Source organism: Streptomyces sp. NPDC048825, from assembly GCF_043198355.1.
Taxonomy (GTDB): domain Bacteria; phylum Actinomycetota; class Actinomycetes; order Streptomycetales; family Streptomycetaceae; genus Streptomyces; species Streptomyces xiangluensis.
This window is the reverse complement of the sequence record NZ_JBICUR010000037.1, coordinates 1-14,868: the sequence shown is the minus strand read 5'-3', so window position 1 is coordinate 14,868 and position 14,868 is coordinate 1. Positions and strand designations below refer to the sequence as shown.

The window sequence follows — 14,868 nt, the reverse complement described above, 5'->3', positions numbered from 1 at the left end:
GAACAGATCCGTAACACCACCCGAGCCGGATTCGAAGTGCCGGGCCGCACAGTCCTCTCAACCGAAATCCGAAGCAGACGGAGGAAAACACCATGGGACGACTGACCGGCAAGACGGCACTGGTCACCGGCGGCAGCCGCGGCATCGGCCGGGCCATTGCCCTGCGGCTGGCCGAGGAAGGCGCCCGTGTCGCCGTGCACTACGCCACCAACGAGACGGCGGCGAAGGAGACGGTGGCCACGATCGAGGCCGCGAGCGGCAGCGCCTTCTCCTTCCGTACCGAACTGGGAGTTCCCGGCGACGCCGACACCCTGTGGAAGGCGTTCGACGAGCACGCCGACGGCGTCGACATCCTGGTGAACAACGCGGGCATCGCGGGCCCGGGCCTGATCCACGAGGTCTCCGAGGCCGACTACGACAAGGTCTTCGCGGTCAACGCCAAGGCGCCCTTCTTCATCATTCAGAAGGGCCTGGACCGGCTGCGCGACGGCGGCCGCATCGTCAACATCTCCTCCGGCGTCACCAAGGTCGCCTTCCCCGGGATGACTTCCTACGCCGCCGCCAAGGGCGCGGTGGAGGTGCTGACTCTCACGCTCGCCCAGACCCTGGGCTCGCGCGGCATCACGGTCAACGCCGTCTCCCCCGGCACGATCGAGACCGATATCCACCCGTGGATGGCGGATCCCGACGCCAAGGCACACGCCGCCGCGTTCTCCGTCTTCAACCGGGTCGGCCGGCCGGACGACGTCGCCGACGTCGTCGCCTTCCTCGCCTCCGACGACGGCCGCTGGGTCACCGGCCAGAACATCGACGCCAGCGGCGGCTCCGGCCTCGGCGTCTGATCCCGCCGGTCCGACGCCGACAGCCGAGGCCGACACCCGAGGCCGACAGCCCAGGCCTGCATCGGAGGCCGACACCCGAACCCAAGGAGAACTCCGCCATGCCCCACACCCTCCTCGTCGTCGCCCACCCACGCGCCGACTCGCTGACCGGCCAGGCGGCCGCCCGCCTGCACGCCCGTATCAAGGACGGTGGCGGTACCGTCGACGTACTCGACCTGTACGCCGAGGAGTTCGACCCACGCCTGGCTCCGGTCGACGAACCGGACTGGGCGGACCGTGAGAAGCGGTACTCGCCCGAGGTCCATGCTCATATGGAGCGCATCTCGGCCGCCGACGACATCGTCGTCGTCTTCCCGGTGTGGTGGTTCGGGCTGCCCGCCATCCTCAAGGGCTGGATCGACCGGGTGTGGAACTACGGCTTCGCGTACGGCCGCAGCAAGCCGCGCCTCGCGGGCAAGCGGATGCTGTGGCTGGGCCTGGCGGGCGGTTCCGCGCAGGATTATGAGAAGGCCGGCCTCGACACCGCTATGGACGTCCAGCTACGCCTTGGAATCTCGCAGTACTGCGGCATCCCCGACTCGACCGTCCACCTCGTGTTCGACACGGAACTCTCGGGCGTCCCGCAGGCGTCGCGCCCGGACCGGGTACGGAAGATCCTTTCGGCCGCGGACGCGGCCCTGGACACACGGAACTGACAAGAGCAGAACTGACGAGAGCACCACCGCGGCCACCCCGGCCGGCCTTGGGCCACCGGGGTGGCCGCGGCCGTTTCCGTACCACCGTCGCTCCCTCTCCGCGGCTCGCCGCCGCTCCCGGGCACCGTCGCAACAGCACCGCAACACCGTCCGAGCCGGACCCGAAGCACCGCACCGGACAGTCTTCCCATGACTTCTCAGACCCCCTCCCGGGCGGGTGCGCGCCAATGGCTCGGCCTCGCCGTACTACTTCTTCCCGTGGCCCTGATGACCGCCGACCTCGGCGTGCTGTGGCTGGCCACGCCGTATCTGACCGCCGACCTGCGGCCCAGCAGCGCCGAAGTACTGTGGATCACCGACATCTACGGTTTCCTGACCGCCGGCATGCTCGTGATCATGGGCACGCTCGGTGACCGCATCGGCCGCCGCAAGCTGCTGACGGCCGGCTCGGCCGGTTTCGTCGCGGCCTCGCTCGTCGCCGCGTACGCCCCCAACCCCGAGACCCTGATCACGGCCCGTGCGCTGCTCGGCGTGGCGGGGGCGGCCGTTCTGCCGTCCACGCTCTCGCTGATCAGCCACATGTTCGCCGACCCACGCCAGCGCGCCACGGCGATCGCCATGTGGGTGACCGCCCTCTCCGCGGGCCTGGCCGTCGGGCCGATCGTCGGCGGTGTCCTGCTGGACAACTGGTGGTGGGGCTCGGCGTTCCTGATCGGTGTGCCGGTCATGGTGCCGGTGCTGGTGGTCGCCCCGATGCTGCTGCCCGAGTACCGCGATCCGGCCGCCGGTCGGCTGGACCTGACGAGCGTGCTGTTCTTCCTGCTGGCGGTGCTGCCACTGGTGTACGGCATCAAGGGCGTGGCCGAGCACGGCCCGAACGCGTCGGCGGCCGTAGCGTTCGCCGCCGGACTGGTCTTCGGGATCGTCTTCGTCCGCCGTCAGAACCGGCTGGAGACCCCGTTCCTTGACCTGCGCCTGTTCCGCCACCGGGCCTTCACGGGCGCGCTGCTCACTCTGCTGCTGGGCATGACGGCACTGAACGGCGTCGAGTACCTGGTTCCGCAGTACCTCCAGACGGTGGCGGGACAGTCGCCGCTGGAGGCGGGGCTGTGGTTGCTGCCGGGCGCCGCGGGGCTGGTGGCCGGTTCGCAACTGACGCCGGTACTGGCGCGGCGCGTCCGCCCGGCGTACGTACTTTTCGGCGGCCTGCTGGTCTCGCTGGCCGGTTACGGGGCGATGGTGGTGACGACCGGTGTCGTACCCACGTCGACCGCGCTCGCAGTGATCATGTTCGGCGTGGCCCCGATCAGTGTGCTCGGTACGGTCCTGGCGGTCGGCTCCGCCCCGCCGGAGAAGGCGGGAGCAGCGGCGGCGACCGGTCAGACGGCGTACGACCTGGGCCTGGCCCTGGGCATCGCGGTCACCGGCAGCGTAGCGGTCGCGGTCTACCGCGGCGGCATCCCGTCGGACGCTCCGCCGGCGGCGCGGGACACGCTGGGCGCGGCGCTGGTGGCGGCCGAGCGCCTGCCGAACGGTACGGAACTGGCCGCCGTCGCCCGGGATGCGTTCACGTCGGGACTTCAGACCGCGGCGACGGTGAGCGCGGCCTTCGCGCTGGTGACGGCGGCACTGGTGATGACGCTGCTGCGCCACATTCCGCCGATACCCGCAGCGGCCCCGGAGGAGGAGCCGGCGCTCCGTGGCGACGACCAACTCCAGGACCAGGCACGGGCCCTGACCGTCTGACGGAGTGCTTGTCCGGCGGATCATGCCCGTCCCCATGTCCCGGCATGATCCGCCGGACAGGCCCTACTCGACCCGCACTTCGGTGTTCTGGCAGGCGTGCAGCAGCCAGCGCCCGTCATCCTGCTTGGTCATGACGTACAGCGGGGCGCCCTCCGAATCGCCCTCTGCCGAGTGGTAGACCTGCCGGACCTTGACGGCCGCCACGTCGGGCCGCAGAAACTGCGTATGCACCGCCTCGTATGTGACCTCGCCGTCCCAGCTCGCGGCGGGCAGCACGGCGCGGGTGAACTCGGCGATCGCGTCGAAGCCGATGAGGACCATGCCGTGGGCGGTCGTCCAGAGGGCGTCGGGGTGGAAGAGCGCGAGGAATTCCTCGACGTCGTTGGCACGCTGGGCGCGCTCCACGGTGGCCACGACCTCTTCGATGGCCTTGATGTCTGCGGTTTCGGTGTTCATGGACATCACTCTGTGACCTCAAGTTAGCTTGAGGTCAAGCACCGCAGCCGCGAGATCGCCGAACACGTCCTAGGCGGCGCCGCCCTTCGTGTCCTTCTCGTCGTCGACGATCTCCGCGTCCACTACACCCTCCTCCTCCGAGGCGGCCGAGCCCTCCGGGGACGGCCGGTCGGTGCCGGGCTGTGCGTCCGAGGGGCCCTGCTGGGCCTGGGCGTACATGGCCTGGCCCATTTTCTGGCTGACCGAGGCCAGTTTCTCGACACCGGAGCGTAGTGCGGCCGTGTCGGCGCCCTCGCGGTCCTCCAGGAGGGTCTTGAGTTCGTTGATCGCTGACTCCACCTCCGACTTGGTGTCGGCGGGGATCCGTTCCTCGTTGTCGCGGAGGAAACGCTCGGTCTGGTAGACGAGTTGCTCGGCCTGGTTGCGGGTCTCGGCGGCTTCGCGGCGCCTGCGGTCCTCGTCGGCGTACTGTTCCGCCTCGCGCATCATGCGGTCGATGTCGTCCTTGGGGAGGGCCGAGCCGCCGGTCACCGTCATCTTCTGCTCGCGACCCGTCGCGAGATCCTTCGCCGAGACGTGCATGATTCCGTTGGCGTCGATGTCGAAGGCGACCTCGATCTGCGGCACCCCGCGCGGCGCGGGCGGCAGACCCGTGAGGTCGAAGACGCCGAGCTTCTTGTTGTAGGCGGCGATCTCGCGCTCACCCTGGAAGACCTGGATGCCGACCGAGGGCTGGTTGTCCGTGGCGGTGGTGAAGATCTCCGAACGCCGGGTGGGAATCGTGGTGTTGCGTTCGATCAGCTTCGTCATGATGCCGCCCTTGGTCTCGATGCCCAGGGACAGCGGGGTGACGTCGAGGAGCAGGACGTCCTTCACGTCGCCGCGGATGACGCCCGCCTGGAGGGCGGCGCCGAGGGCCACCACCTCGTCGGGGTTGACGCCCTTGTGCGGGTCCTTGCCGGTGAGTTCCTTCACGAGTTCCGTCACCGCGGGCATCCGGGTGGAGCCGCCGACGAGGATGACGTGGTCGACGGCGGAGAGCTTGATGCCCGCGTCCTTGACCGCCTGGTCGAAGGGTGTCTTGCAGCGGTCGAGGAGGTCGCTTGTCATTTCCTGGAACTGGGCGCGCGTCAGCTTCTCGTCGAGGTGCAGCGGGCCTTCGGCGGAGGCGGTGATGTAGGGCAGGTTGATGGTCGTCTCGGTGGAGGAGGACAGCTCGATCTTGGCTTTCTCGGCACCCTCGCGCAGCCGCTGGATCGCCATCTTGTCGTTGCCGAGGTCGATGCCGTACGAACCCTTGAAACGCTTGATGAGATGGTCGACGATCCGCTGGTCCCAGTCGTCGCCGCCGAGATGGGTGTCGCCGTTGGTGGCCTTGACCTCGATGACGCCCTCGCCGATCTCCAGGAGCGAGACGTCGAAGGTGCCGCCGCCCAGGTCGAAGACGAGAACCGTCTGCTCCTCGCCGCGGTCGAGCCCGTACGCGAGGGCCGCGGCTGTCGGCTCGTTGATGATCCGCAGCACCTTCAGGCCCGCGATCTCGCCGGCCTCCTTGGTGGCCTGCCGCTGTGCGTCGTCGAAATAGGCGGGCACCGTGATCACGGCGTCCGTGACGTCCTCGCCGAGATATGCCTCGGCGTCCCGCTTCAGCTTCTGCAGCACACGGGCCGACAACTCCTGCGCGCGGTAGCGGGTCCCGTCGATGTCTCCCTTCTCCGGGAAGCGCCAGCTCGCGTCGCCCATGTGCCGCTTCACGGAGCGCGCGGTGCGCTCGACGTTCGTCACGGCCTGCCGCTTGGCGACCTCCCCGACGAGGACCTCCCCGTTCTTGGCGAAGGCCACGACGGACGGCGTCGTCCGCGCGCCCTCGGCGTTGGCGACGACCGTGGGCTCACCGCCCTCCAGGACGGCCACCACGGAGTTCGTGGTACCGAGATCGATCCCGACCGCTCGTGCCATCTTCGTCCCCTTCCACCCGGGCGCTTCCCGCCCTCCAGCACAAAACTTGAGTGCGCTCTTGTCAACACCAGGTACCCCGGAAACGCGTACGCCGCACCTGGAGCAGTGCCCCGAAACGACGATGCCGCGCCCAGCGGGAGGCGCGGCATCGAGGTGCGTGCTGAGTGCTTACGAACGTGCGTACAGAGTGCGTACGAGGATCGGGCAGGCGGTCAGGCCAGCTCGGCCGTCAGCGTGATCGTGGTGCCGGTGAGGGCCTGGCTCACCGGGCAGTTCTTCTTGGCGTCCTCGGCCGCCGCGGCGAAGCCGTCCGCGTCCAGGCCCGGCACCTCGCCCCGCACGGTGAGGTGGATGCCGGTGATGCCCTCGCCGGGCTGGAAGGTCACGTCGGCCTTCGTCTCCAGGCGGGTGGGCGGGGTGCCGGCGCCGTTCAGGCCGTGCGACAGAGCCATGGAGAAGCAGCTGGAGTGGGCGGCGGCGATCAGCTCCTCCGGGCTGGTCTTTCCGTTCGCGGCCTCGGCCCGCGACGGCCACGACACCGGCTGCGAACCGATGCCGGAGGAGTCGAAGGTGACGGTGCCGCTGCCCTTGAGCAGTTCGCCCTCCCAGACGGTGTGTGCGGTACGCGTGGTTGCCACGATGGTTCCTTTCGACGAGTTCGAAGCTCGATGAGTTCAACGAGTTCGATGGGTCCCTGAATCGGTTCCGTCCGGCCCATCCGATCACATCCGCGCTCGGTGCAGTCGCAGGACCGGGACAAGAGTGGTTGAACGGCAGGGAAGCACCCGGCAAGACCGGCCCAACTCCCGTCAGGCCGCCCGCTGGTCTCTGCGGACCGGCAGCGGAACCTGCGGGCCCGCGGCCTCCCGCAGCCAGCTCCGCAGGACGCGGTGCACCTGCTCGGCGCCGACGAGTTCCGCCCCCTCCTCGACGGGAGGCGAGAGCTCGATGGGTGACATCAGGAACGCCTCGCCCTGCGCGCCGCCGAGTCCGCCGTGGGAGCCGATCTGCTCCTCGAAGGCGAGGACTTCGCCGTCCTGGGGCTCGTAGGCGGAGTTGACCATGATGTCGGCGGCGTGCGGGAAGGAGTGCGTGCGGCGTACGGCGGTGGCCGCGACGGGGCCGAAGTCGGTGAGCGGGCCCGGGTTCTCCGCCAGTTCGTCCACGGGGATCTCCGCGCCGTGCGCGCCGAGGACGATGCCGCCGTGCCGCTCGCTCCTGACCAGGACGAAGCCGATGCCGGGATGGTTGGCGAGTGTGGACAGCAGCGCCGGGTGGCGCTCGTCGATCTCCTCGCGACTCATCCGGTGCGGTACGTCCGGAAAGGACACCAGGCCCAGGTTGCCGGACGCCAGCACGATGGGTTCCGAGCGGCGGCCGGACGGCCGGTGCTGTTCGCCGCCCTCTTCGACGGGCCGGTGCAGCGCGGCCCGTACTGCAGCCCGGGCCTCGGCGCCGCTGTGCGTACGCTGCGCCTTGCGCGGCACGGGCAGTCCGCAGCCGGCCCTGACGAGTTCGCCGAGGGCCAGTCCGTAGCGTGCGCGGAACGTCTCGCCGGGGCTCTGGCCGTGGTCGGACAGCACGACGATGCGGTACGCGCGCGGGGCATGCTCGGCGACCTTCGCGATCAGGGCCAGCGAGCGGTCGAGGCGGCCCAGGACCTTCTCGGCGTCGCGGCTGTACGGGCCCGAGTGGTGGGCCACTTCGTCGTACGCCACCAGGTCCGCGTAGACCGCGGCCCGTCCGGCGAGCATGTCGCCGATCACGGCGGCGACGACGACGTCCCGCTCGACGACGGTCGCGAAGGCGCGGATGAAGGGGTACAGGCCGCCGCGTTTGACGCGGGGGCGCTGCCTTCTGAGGCGGGCGCGGGCGGACTCGCCGATCTCGCGGCCGACGTCGGCGACGAACGACATGGCGGTACGGACGGCGTTGGCGGGGTCGCTGAAGTACGCGAAGTAGCCCGCCCGCGAACGGTTCTCCTTGCCCCGCCGCGCCGCCACGGACAGCACCAGGGCGAGCTGGTCGGCGCCGCCGCTGAAGAGGTTGCCGCGGCTGGCGCCGTCCAGGGTGAGCAGTCCGCCGTCGCCGGTGCGCTCGATGGCCCGGCGCTGGAGCTCGGCGGCGCTGGTGGGCCGGTTGCAGACCATCACCTCCCCGCTCTCCTTCTCGTACCAGCGGAAGGCGGGGATGTCGTGGTTGGAGCCGTGCAGGATGCCGAGCTGGCTGGCACCGGTCTGGCTGGACCAGTCGGTGCGCCAGAGGGTGAGGCGGTGGGTGGGGCGCCCGGCTCCACGCTCGCCGTCGTGCTCACTGTCGCCCCCGCACTCGCCCTCGCCTGCGCTCCCGCCGAGCCAGACGGCGACCGTGGGCATCAGACCCCGCCCCACCGCGTCCAGCAGTACGTCGTGTCCCACGCCGTCGAGCTGGAGGAAGACGGTGCCGGGAGTCGACGGCCCGCCCTCTCCCAACTCCTCCGTGCGACGGCGATCCGCCAAGCGGTACAGCCTCCTCCGGTACGCGTCGTCGTCCCGGACCGCGAGGGCCGCGCCGGTGGCGGAGGCGACTGCGGACATCACCGCGGCGACCACGACGGCGGTCTCCGGGGCGACCTCACCCCGTCCCGACGGATTGAAGCGCAGGACGACGAGGAGCAGCGAGCCGTTGAGGAAGAAGACGAGCAGTCCGAGGACCAGGGCGGGCACGAGAAGCAGAGCGCGGACGAGAAGGGGCCACACCAGGGCCGAGAGGAGACCGAAGCCTCCGGCGCCGACCGCGGCGGCGACGGTGATACGGGTGGCGCTCTCTCCGTCGGCCGACTGGATCCGGAAGTCCGGCAGGATCCCGGCGAGCACCAGCATGGTGACGGTGGAGACGGCCCACACCGCGATACTCCGCAAGACGGCGCTGCCCACCCGCTGCCATCGCCTGTCGCCCACGCCCGCCTCCCGCTGTCTCCCACCGGCTCCCGCTGACGAAGTCCGTCCCCCACATTGTCACAACGGGTGAGGGCGCACGGGCGGTTGCGGACAGGGAGTGAACGCCCGCGGATCAGCGCCCGTCGTACCCCGCCGTCGGCATCGACAGCCGACGATGGACGTGCGCCTTCATCTGCGCGTCGTACGCCGGTTCCGCGTGCCCGGCCGTCTCGATGCGTACGCCTCGCCGGGCGCACTCGGCGGTGAACTCGTCGACCGAGGCGAGCGCCCGCTCCAGCACCCGGCGGCTGGGCGCGACGAACAGATCGACGCGCCCCGCCTCGACGTCCTCCCAGAGCGCGCCGTGGTCGGGGCGCAGTCCGCGTACGAGGAGTTCCCGGGTGATGACGTACCCGTGCTCGGCGGCCCAGCGCGCGCACATGGCGTGCTGGCTGCGCGAGTCGACCAGGAAGGGATCCGCGTCCAGTTCCTCGAGCGGCGTCAGACTGGCGATGGCCGTGACGCGAAGCAGGCCGGAGGCGCTGCGCGTGTCTCCCATGGTGTCCCCCTCACCTCCGGTTTCGCCGATGACCCTACCCCTGCCCGTAGGCTCTGGGGGAGTCGCGCGAAGGGAGCAAAGGGGGTGCCGGTGGAGATCACCTGGTGGGGTCACGCGACCTGCACGGTCGAGGACTCGGGCGTGCGCCTGCTGACCGATCCGTTGTTCGCGCGTCGGCTCGCTCATCTGCGCCGGCGCCGCGGGGCTGCGCCCCCGCCCGAGGCGGCGCTCGCGGACGCGGCCCTGGTATCGCATCTGCACGCCGATCATCTGCACGTTCCCTCGCTGGGACGGCTCGCCGCGGGCACCCGGGTGCTGGTGCCGAGGGGCGCCGCACGAGCTGTGCCCGGGCTGCGCAGGCTCGGCCATCTACGGCTCACGGAGGTCGCGCCGGGCGATGTGACGCGGGTCGGTGACCTGGTCGTACGGGCCGTGCCGGCGCGGCACGACGGGCGGCGGCTGCCGCTCGGGCCGCATCGTGCGCCCGCCCTCGGCTATGTCGTCGAGGGCGAGGGGCGGACGTACTTCGCCGGGGACACCGGCCTGTTCGAGGCGATGGCCGAGGAGGTCGGTCCCGTCGACGTGGCGCTGCTGCCGGTCGGCGGCTGGGGGCCGTATCTCGGCGAGGGGCACCTGGACGCCGGACGGGCCGCCGAGGCGCTGGTCCGGCTGTTGCCGGGCAGCGCGGTGCCGGTGCACTACGGCACGTACTGGCCGATCGGCATGGACGCCGTGCGCCCCCATGAATTCCATGCGCCGGGCCCGGAGTTCATGCGCCTGGCGCGCGAGAGGGCGCCCGAGGTGGCGGTGCATCTACTGGGGCACGGCGAGAGCGTACGGCCGGAGGTCGCACGGTGATCCTGTCCGCGGCGGCCACGTCGCCGGAGGCGACCCAGCAGGCGGTCGGCTATCCGTCGTTGTTCCTGCTGGTGCTGATCGGGGCGCTGGTGCCGGTGGTGCCCACGGGCGCTCTGGTGAGCTCGGCCGCGGTGGTGGCCTTCCATCAGACGGCGCCGTTCTCGCTGCTGATGGTTTTCGCGGTGGCGTCGGTCGCGGCCTTCCTCGGTGACATCGCGCTGTACTGGCTCGGGAAGCGCGGAATGGGCTCGAAGAACGGTTCGCGGTGGTTGCAGGCACTGCGTGACCGCGCCCCCGAGGACCGGCTCGCGCAGGCACAGGAGCGGCTCGATGCGCATGGGGTGACCGTGCTGGTGGTGTCGCGGCTGGTTCCCGCGGGGCGGATTCCGGTGATGCTGGCGTGTCTGATGGCCCGGATGCCGATGCGGCAGTTCGTACGGGGGGATGCGCCGGCCTGCCTCGCGTGGGCGGTGACGTATCAGCTCATCGGGATACTGGGGGGCTCGCTGTTCAAGGAGCCCTGGCAGGGTGTGGTGGCCGCGGTGGTGCTCACGCTGGTGATCAGTGGGGCGCCGAGTGTGTGGCGCAGGTTTCGTAAGTCCGTGGCGTAAGTCCGTGGCCTGAACGCTCAGTTCACGTGCCGTCTGTTCACCTGATTCCTCCGGGGATGCCCCGGTATCAGGCCGGGAGGAATCAGACTCCTGCAGGGCAGGGCAGGGAACGGGGGTTTGCTTTCCGGGCCGGGTAAGCTGACTGCCGTGCGTTGCGAGAACCAAGCGCGTACGCCGTGCTGATCGAGAGCCAAGACAGCACATGCGCCTCCAAGCTTTGCTGTACGAACCCGGGCTGGTTTCAACCCGGCTGGTGTTGATCGTGGAAGACCTGTCGGGTCGCTGACCCGCAGGCAGCGTAAGCCAGGAATCCCCTGCTTCAGCTGGGGGAGGATTCAAGTCAGGATCTGGGAGCCCCCCACCGGCAGGTCCCACAGGTCCTCGCGGGCCAGGCCCGCCTGCTCCCAGGCCGCACGGACCCGTGTCAGCGGTTCGAGCACCGGCTCCGCCGACAGTACGAACGTGGCCCAGTGCATCGGTGCCATCCGCCTGGCCCCGAGGTCCTGGGCCGCCCGGACCGCCTCCTCCGGGTCGCAGTGGACGTCGCTGAGCCACCAGCGGGGCTCGTAGGCGCCGATCGGCAGGAGCGCCAGGTCGATGCCGGGGTAGCGGTCGCCGATGCGGGTGAACCAGTGGCCGTAGCCCGTGTCGCCCGCGAAGTAGACGCGTCTGCCGTCGGGTGCCGTGAGGATCCAGCCTCCCCACAGGGTGCGGCAGGTGTCGTGGAGGCTGCGCTTGGACCAGTGGTGGGCGGGGACGAAGTCGAAGCGGACTCCGCCCGCCCGTCTCCCGCCACCCTCGACCGAGGCGCCTGCGGCGCCGCCCCTCGGATGCAGTTCAGCCGCTTCCCACCAGTCGAGCTCGGTGACACGGGTGAAGCGGCGGCGCCTGAACCAGCCGCCGAGCGCGGCCGGGACGAAGACGGGGGTGTCACGCGGGAGCCTGCGCAGGGTCGGGGCGTCCAGGTGGTCGTAATGGTTGTGGCTGATGACGACCGCGTCAACGCGCGGCAGTTCGCTCCAGGGCACGCCAACGGGCGTGACCCGGGCGGGAGTTCCGAGGATCCTGCGTGACCAGACCGGGTCGGTGAGGACGGTGAGGCCGCCGATCCGGATCACCCAGCTCGCGTGCCCGGCCCAGGAAACGGCGACGGTCTGTGCGTCCACGCGCGGCAGCGGGGCAGGCTCGTACGGCAGCCGGGGGATGTCGGCGAGGCCTTCGGGGGTCGGCCGCAGAGCGCCCTCGCGGGCGAAGCGTGCGAAGCCCCTGAGGCCCGGCAGCGGATCCGTCAGCCGGTCGGCGAAGGACCGCGGCCAGCGGCGGCGCTCGCCGAGCGGGCGGGGCGGGGCGAGTGGCGTTTCCGTTCCGGCGGCGGGCACGGAGGAGGACACCGGCTCATCGGCACCCGTGGACGAGGAGGCGGACGTGGACGTGGTGGTCGTCGAGGTCGACTCGGACTGCTGCGTCATCGAGGGGACTCCCATCGCCGGGCGTCGTCGCGGAGATCGTCGAATACCGATCCCAGCAGAGTCAACGCGCTTTCCACATGCGGCAATTCCAGAGGTTCCGGTGACGTGAGAGACGCCATCCGCTCCTCGTCCGTTGCTCCGAGGAGCGGGCCGGTGGCCAGACGGACGCGCAGGGCGCCGAGGTCGTCGCCGAAGCGGTGGCCGCCAGGAGCGGGCATGCCGAGGCGGGCAGTGAGGAAGTCCTCCAGTTCCTGCGCGTCGCCCACGCCGTACTCGGTGAGCGCGGGGCGCAGCGGGCCCAGGTCCGCGTACAGATGGCGGCCTGCCTGCGGGGGCCGGGCAAGGGCGCCCCCCGTCACCACGGCATGGTGCGCGGCGGCGGCCACGCGGGCATGCAGCCGTACGGACGCGGTGAGCCGCAGGCTGATCTCCTCGGGTTCGCCGAGTGCGTACGCGGCGGCTTCGGCGACCGGTGTCGCGAGGCGGGCGCCGAGCGCGGTCAGGACGTCGAGGACACGGTCACGCAGCCGGACGCCGAGGGCGGTGTCGGGGAAACGGGCCAGGGCGGCCGGCCAGCCGGGCGGCAGGAACGGGCCGGCCAGGTCGGTCATCACGGTGACCTGGTCGGGAAGCATCTCGGCGGGGCTCAGCAGGACCGTGTCGTGCGGCTGGTGCAGGGTGTCTCGCCAGGTCTCGTCGCTGATCAGGTGCAGTCCCTCACCCGCGGCGGCCTCCACGGTCTCGTGGACCACTTCGGGCGGGGCGACGGTGGCGGTGGGGTCGTCGGCGACGGAGAGCACCAGCAGCCGTGGGTCGCCGCCCTCGGCGCGCACCCGGCGCACGGTTTCGAGGAGGGCGTAGGGATCGGGGACGCCGCCGCACTCGGCGGATGTCGCCACCTGGAACACGGAGGTGCCGAGCAGCCGGGCCGTGGGCCGCCACCAGGTGGCGCAGGGGCGCGGCACCAGGACGTCGCCGCCGAGTGCGGCGGTCAGCGCGAGGAGCAGGGCCGGGGCGCCGGGGGCCGCGGCCGTGCGGTGGCGCTCTGCGGGCAGCCCGCGCCGCTCCCAGTACGCGCAGGCCGCGTCCAGGAGCCGGGGGCCGCCACCGGTGGGTTCGGTGTGCGCACCGGCCGCGGCGGCGGTGAGTCCCGGTGGGACCGGCAGCCCCTGGCCGGGAAGCGGTGGGCCGTAACGGACGGGGCCGTGCCCTTCCGGATCCGTCCGCCGCATGGTCGCCTCCGCGCAGTGATCCGTGGTTCCTACGGTGCCGGTTGTGTCTCTGAGCAGTGAGTACCCACCCGTCACGCGTCATCAACTCAGCGGTTCGCGGATGACTCCCTGCGCAGCAGCTTGTGTACGGCGGCGCCGAGTGCGCCCGTAATGAGGATGCCGCCGGCGGCGAGGGCGGCCGGGGAGTCGGTGAACGCGCCGCCCTCGCCCGCGCGCACCCCGTGCGGGTGGTGGGAGCCGTCTCTCGCTACCGTGAACGTCGCACTCCACTCTGCCTCCTTGCCGCCGGGCGGCGCCGGGCAGGCGCCGTCGACGGTCCACTCGGAGGTGCCGGCCTTGTGGGATCCGCCCTTCTCGAAGTTCGCGGCAGACGCGATCCGGGCGGTGCCGCTGTACGCGGGACCCGCCGCCCCGTCCTTGCCCTTGCCCTTGCCCTTGCCCTCGACCAGGTGCAGCTTGGCGGTGCCGTGCTCGAAGGCCTGCGAGTGCGCGTCGATGCTCTTGGGCGCGGTCCCGCCGAGCACGCCGCAGGACACGGAGACGGTGACGGTGCCGCCGGGGGCGACGGTGTGGGGGGTGACCTCGGCGACCGGGTGCGTTGCCGAGGCTCCGGCCGACATCCCGGGTGACGTCCCGGCCCACTCCTCGGCCGACGTCCCGGCCCACTCGTCGGCCGACGTCCCGGGCGACGCACCGGCCGAATCCTCGGTCGGCTGCCCGGCCAGATCCTCCGCCGGCGCACCGCCCGATTCATCGGCCCACAGGTCGGCCGACTCCTCCGCCAACTCGTCGGACGACTCTTCATCGGGAATCGGCGGCGCATCCGTCGGCTCCTCCTCCGGAACCCAGGCCGGACCTGTGGCCGACTCGTCGGCGGGAACGTCCGCCGACTCGTCGGCCGGGCCAGTGGCCCGCTCCTGGCCCGGAACCCTGGCCCGTTCCTCGACCGGAACCGCGGCCGACGCGGCGGTGCCCAGGCCGACGGCGACGACGGCGGTGGCGGCGACTGCGGTGGACAGAACGCGGGCTGTACGGCGCATGGACTGGGGCTCCTTCGGCCGAAGGCGGGGGCCTACCGCGCCCCCGAGGGCGGCGGAGGAGGGGCACAGCCTTCGTGCCCCTAGCCCATCAGAGCCCGGCCGTCGCCGGGGCGCGCGCGGCCGGGCACCATTCGTGCCACGGGGGCGTCCGAGCGGGTGACGGCGTGCGGCGCGGTTGGGCGCCGCTGGCCGTGGGCGAGTGCGGGTGGGCTGGGGCGGGGGGTTTCTGTCCCCAGTCCCGCCCCTTCCCGAAACTGGGGCTGCGCCCCAGGCCCCCGCCAGGGGGTGGGGTGACACGTCGTGTCGCGGCTGCGGGTTCGTCGTGGCTGGTCGCGCAGTTCCCCGCGCCCCTAAAAAAGCAAAAGCCTGCGGCTCCCGGCGCCCAGAAAAAGCCCGTACCCCCAACTACCCGCAGCCTCCCACCGGCGGGAGGGGACGTGGGCCGGTGCGTCGTATGCCCGTCGCGTAGGTTCTGTCTCAGGC

General features: G+C 71.3%; 13 protein-coding genes. 5 read left to right on the top strand and 8 right to left on the bottom strand.

From position 1 onward, the window contains the following. Window positions 1-92 precede the first annotated feature (92 nt). The 3 genes from ACGFNK_RS45250 to ACGFNK_RS45240 all read left to right on the top strand — a co-directional run bounded on the left by ACGFNK_RS45250 (window position 93) and on the right by ACGFNK_RS45240 (window position 3,283). On the top strand, window positions 93-842 hold the full coding sequence (locus ACGFNK_RS45250) for an SDR family oxidoreductase (RefSeq protein WP_393427117.1): 750 nt from the start codon (window positions 93-95) through the stop codon (window positions 840-842). Window positions 843-940: 98 nt separating this feature from the next. Next, a complete protein-coding gene (locus ACGFNK_RS45245) occupies window positions 941-1,537 on the top strand; it encodes an NAD(P)H oxidoreductase (RefSeq protein ID WP_393427114.1) in 597 nt (198 codons plus the stop codon). A gap of 189 nt (window positions 1,538-1,726) precedes the next feature. Beyond that, window positions 1,727-3,283, top strand: a complete 1,557-nt coding sequence (locus ACGFNK_RS45240) for an MFS transporter (RefSeq protein WP_393427111.1) — start codon at window positions 1,727-1,729, stop codon at window positions 3,281-3,283. Window positions 3,284-3,346: 63 nt separating this feature from the next. Here the strand turns inward: ACGFNK_RS45240 and ACGFNK_RS45235 are convergent, their stop codons facing one another. The 5 genes from ACGFNK_RS45235 to ACGFNK_RS45215 all read right to left on the bottom strand — a co-directional run bounded on the left by ACGFNK_RS45235 (window position 3,347) and on the right by ACGFNK_RS45215 (window position 9,175). Then, complete coding sequence (locus ACGFNK_RS45235; RefSeq protein ID WP_393427108.1) at window positions 3,347-3,739, bottom strand: SgcJ/EcaC family oxidoreductase; 393 nt, start codon at window positions 3,737-3,739, stop codon at window positions 3,347-3,349. 69 nt (window positions 3,740-3,808) lie between these two features. Continuing rightward, window positions 3,809-5,698 (bottom strand): molecular chaperone DnaK, encoded by a 1,890-nt coding sequence (gene dnaK / locus ACGFNK_RS45230; protein ID WP_393427105.1) that lies wholly within the window; start codon window positions 5,696-5,698, stop codon window positions 3,809-3,811. Window positions 5,699-5,910: 212 nt separating this feature from the next. Further along, window positions 5,911-6,336 carry an OsmC family protein gene (locus ACGFNK_RS45225; RefSeq protein WP_386341383.1) on the bottom strand — a complete coding sequence of 142 codons (426 nt, stop codon included), beginning with the start codon at window positions 6,334-6,336 and terminating at the stop codon, window positions 5,911-5,913. 171 nt (window positions 6,337-6,507) lie between these two features. Then, window positions 6,508-8,637, bottom strand: coding sequence for a phage holin family protein (locus tag ACGFNK_RS45220; protein ID WP_393427100.1), 2,130 nt, complete (start codon window positions 8,635-8,637; stop codon window positions 6,508-6,510). Window positions 8,638-8,749: 112 nt separating this feature from the next. Continuing rightward, entirely contained in the window at window positions 8,750-9,175 is a 426-nt protein-coding gene (locus tag ACGFNK_RS45215) for a hypothetical protein (RefSeq protein WP_388680579.1), read from the bottom strand. Between the two features lie 84 nt (window positions 9,176-9,259). On the opposite strand from ACGFNK_RS45215, the gene ACGFNK_RS45210 reads away from it, so the two are divergent. Both ACGFNK_RS45210 and ACGFNK_RS45205 read left to right on the top strand, forming a co-directional pair. Beyond that, complete coding sequence (locus tag ACGFNK_RS45210; RefSeq protein WP_393427097.1) at window positions 9,260-10,033, top strand: MBL fold metallo-hydrolase; 774 nt, start codon at window positions 9,260-9,262, stop codon at window positions 10,031-10,033. After that, complete coding sequence (locus ACGFNK_RS45205; RefSeq protein WP_393427094.1) at window positions 10,030-10,644, top strand: DedA family protein; 615 nt, start codon at window positions 10,030-10,032, stop codon at window positions 10,642-10,644. Before ACGFNK_RS45210 ends, ACGFNK_RS45205 begins: the two co-directional genes overlap by 4 nt. Before the next feature lie 335 nt (window positions 10,645-10,979). On the opposite strand, the gene ACGFNK_RS45200 is transcribed toward ACGFNK_RS45205, so the two are convergent. The 3 genes from ACGFNK_RS45200 to ACGFNK_RS45190 all read right to left on the bottom strand — a co-directional run bounded on the left by ACGFNK_RS45200 (window position 10,980) and on the right by ACGFNK_RS45190 (window position 14,385). Continuing rightward, the gene (locus tag ACGFNK_RS45200; RefSeq protein ID WP_393427091.1) at window positions 10,980-12,113 is read right to left on the bottom strand and encodes an MBL fold metallo-hydrolase; all 1,134 of its coding nucleotides are present in this window, start codon (window positions 12,111-12,113) and stop codon (window positions 10,980-10,982) included. Further along, a complete protein-coding gene (locus ACGFNK_RS45195; RefSeq protein ID WP_393427088.1) occupies window positions 12,110-13,345 on the bottom strand; it encodes an aminotransferase class I/II-fold pyridoxal phosphate-dependent enzyme in 1,236 nt (411 codons plus the stop codon). The genes ACGFNK_RS45200 and ACGFNK_RS45195 overlap by 4 nt, the downstream gene beginning before the upstream one ends. Window positions 13,346-13,431: 86 nt before the next feature. Then, window positions 13,432-14,385, bottom strand: coding sequence for a hypothetical protein (locus ACGFNK_RS45190; protein ID WP_393427086.1), 954 nt, complete (start codon window positions 14,383-14,385; stop codon window positions 13,432-13,434). Window positions 14,386-14,868: the final 483 nt, after the last annotated feature.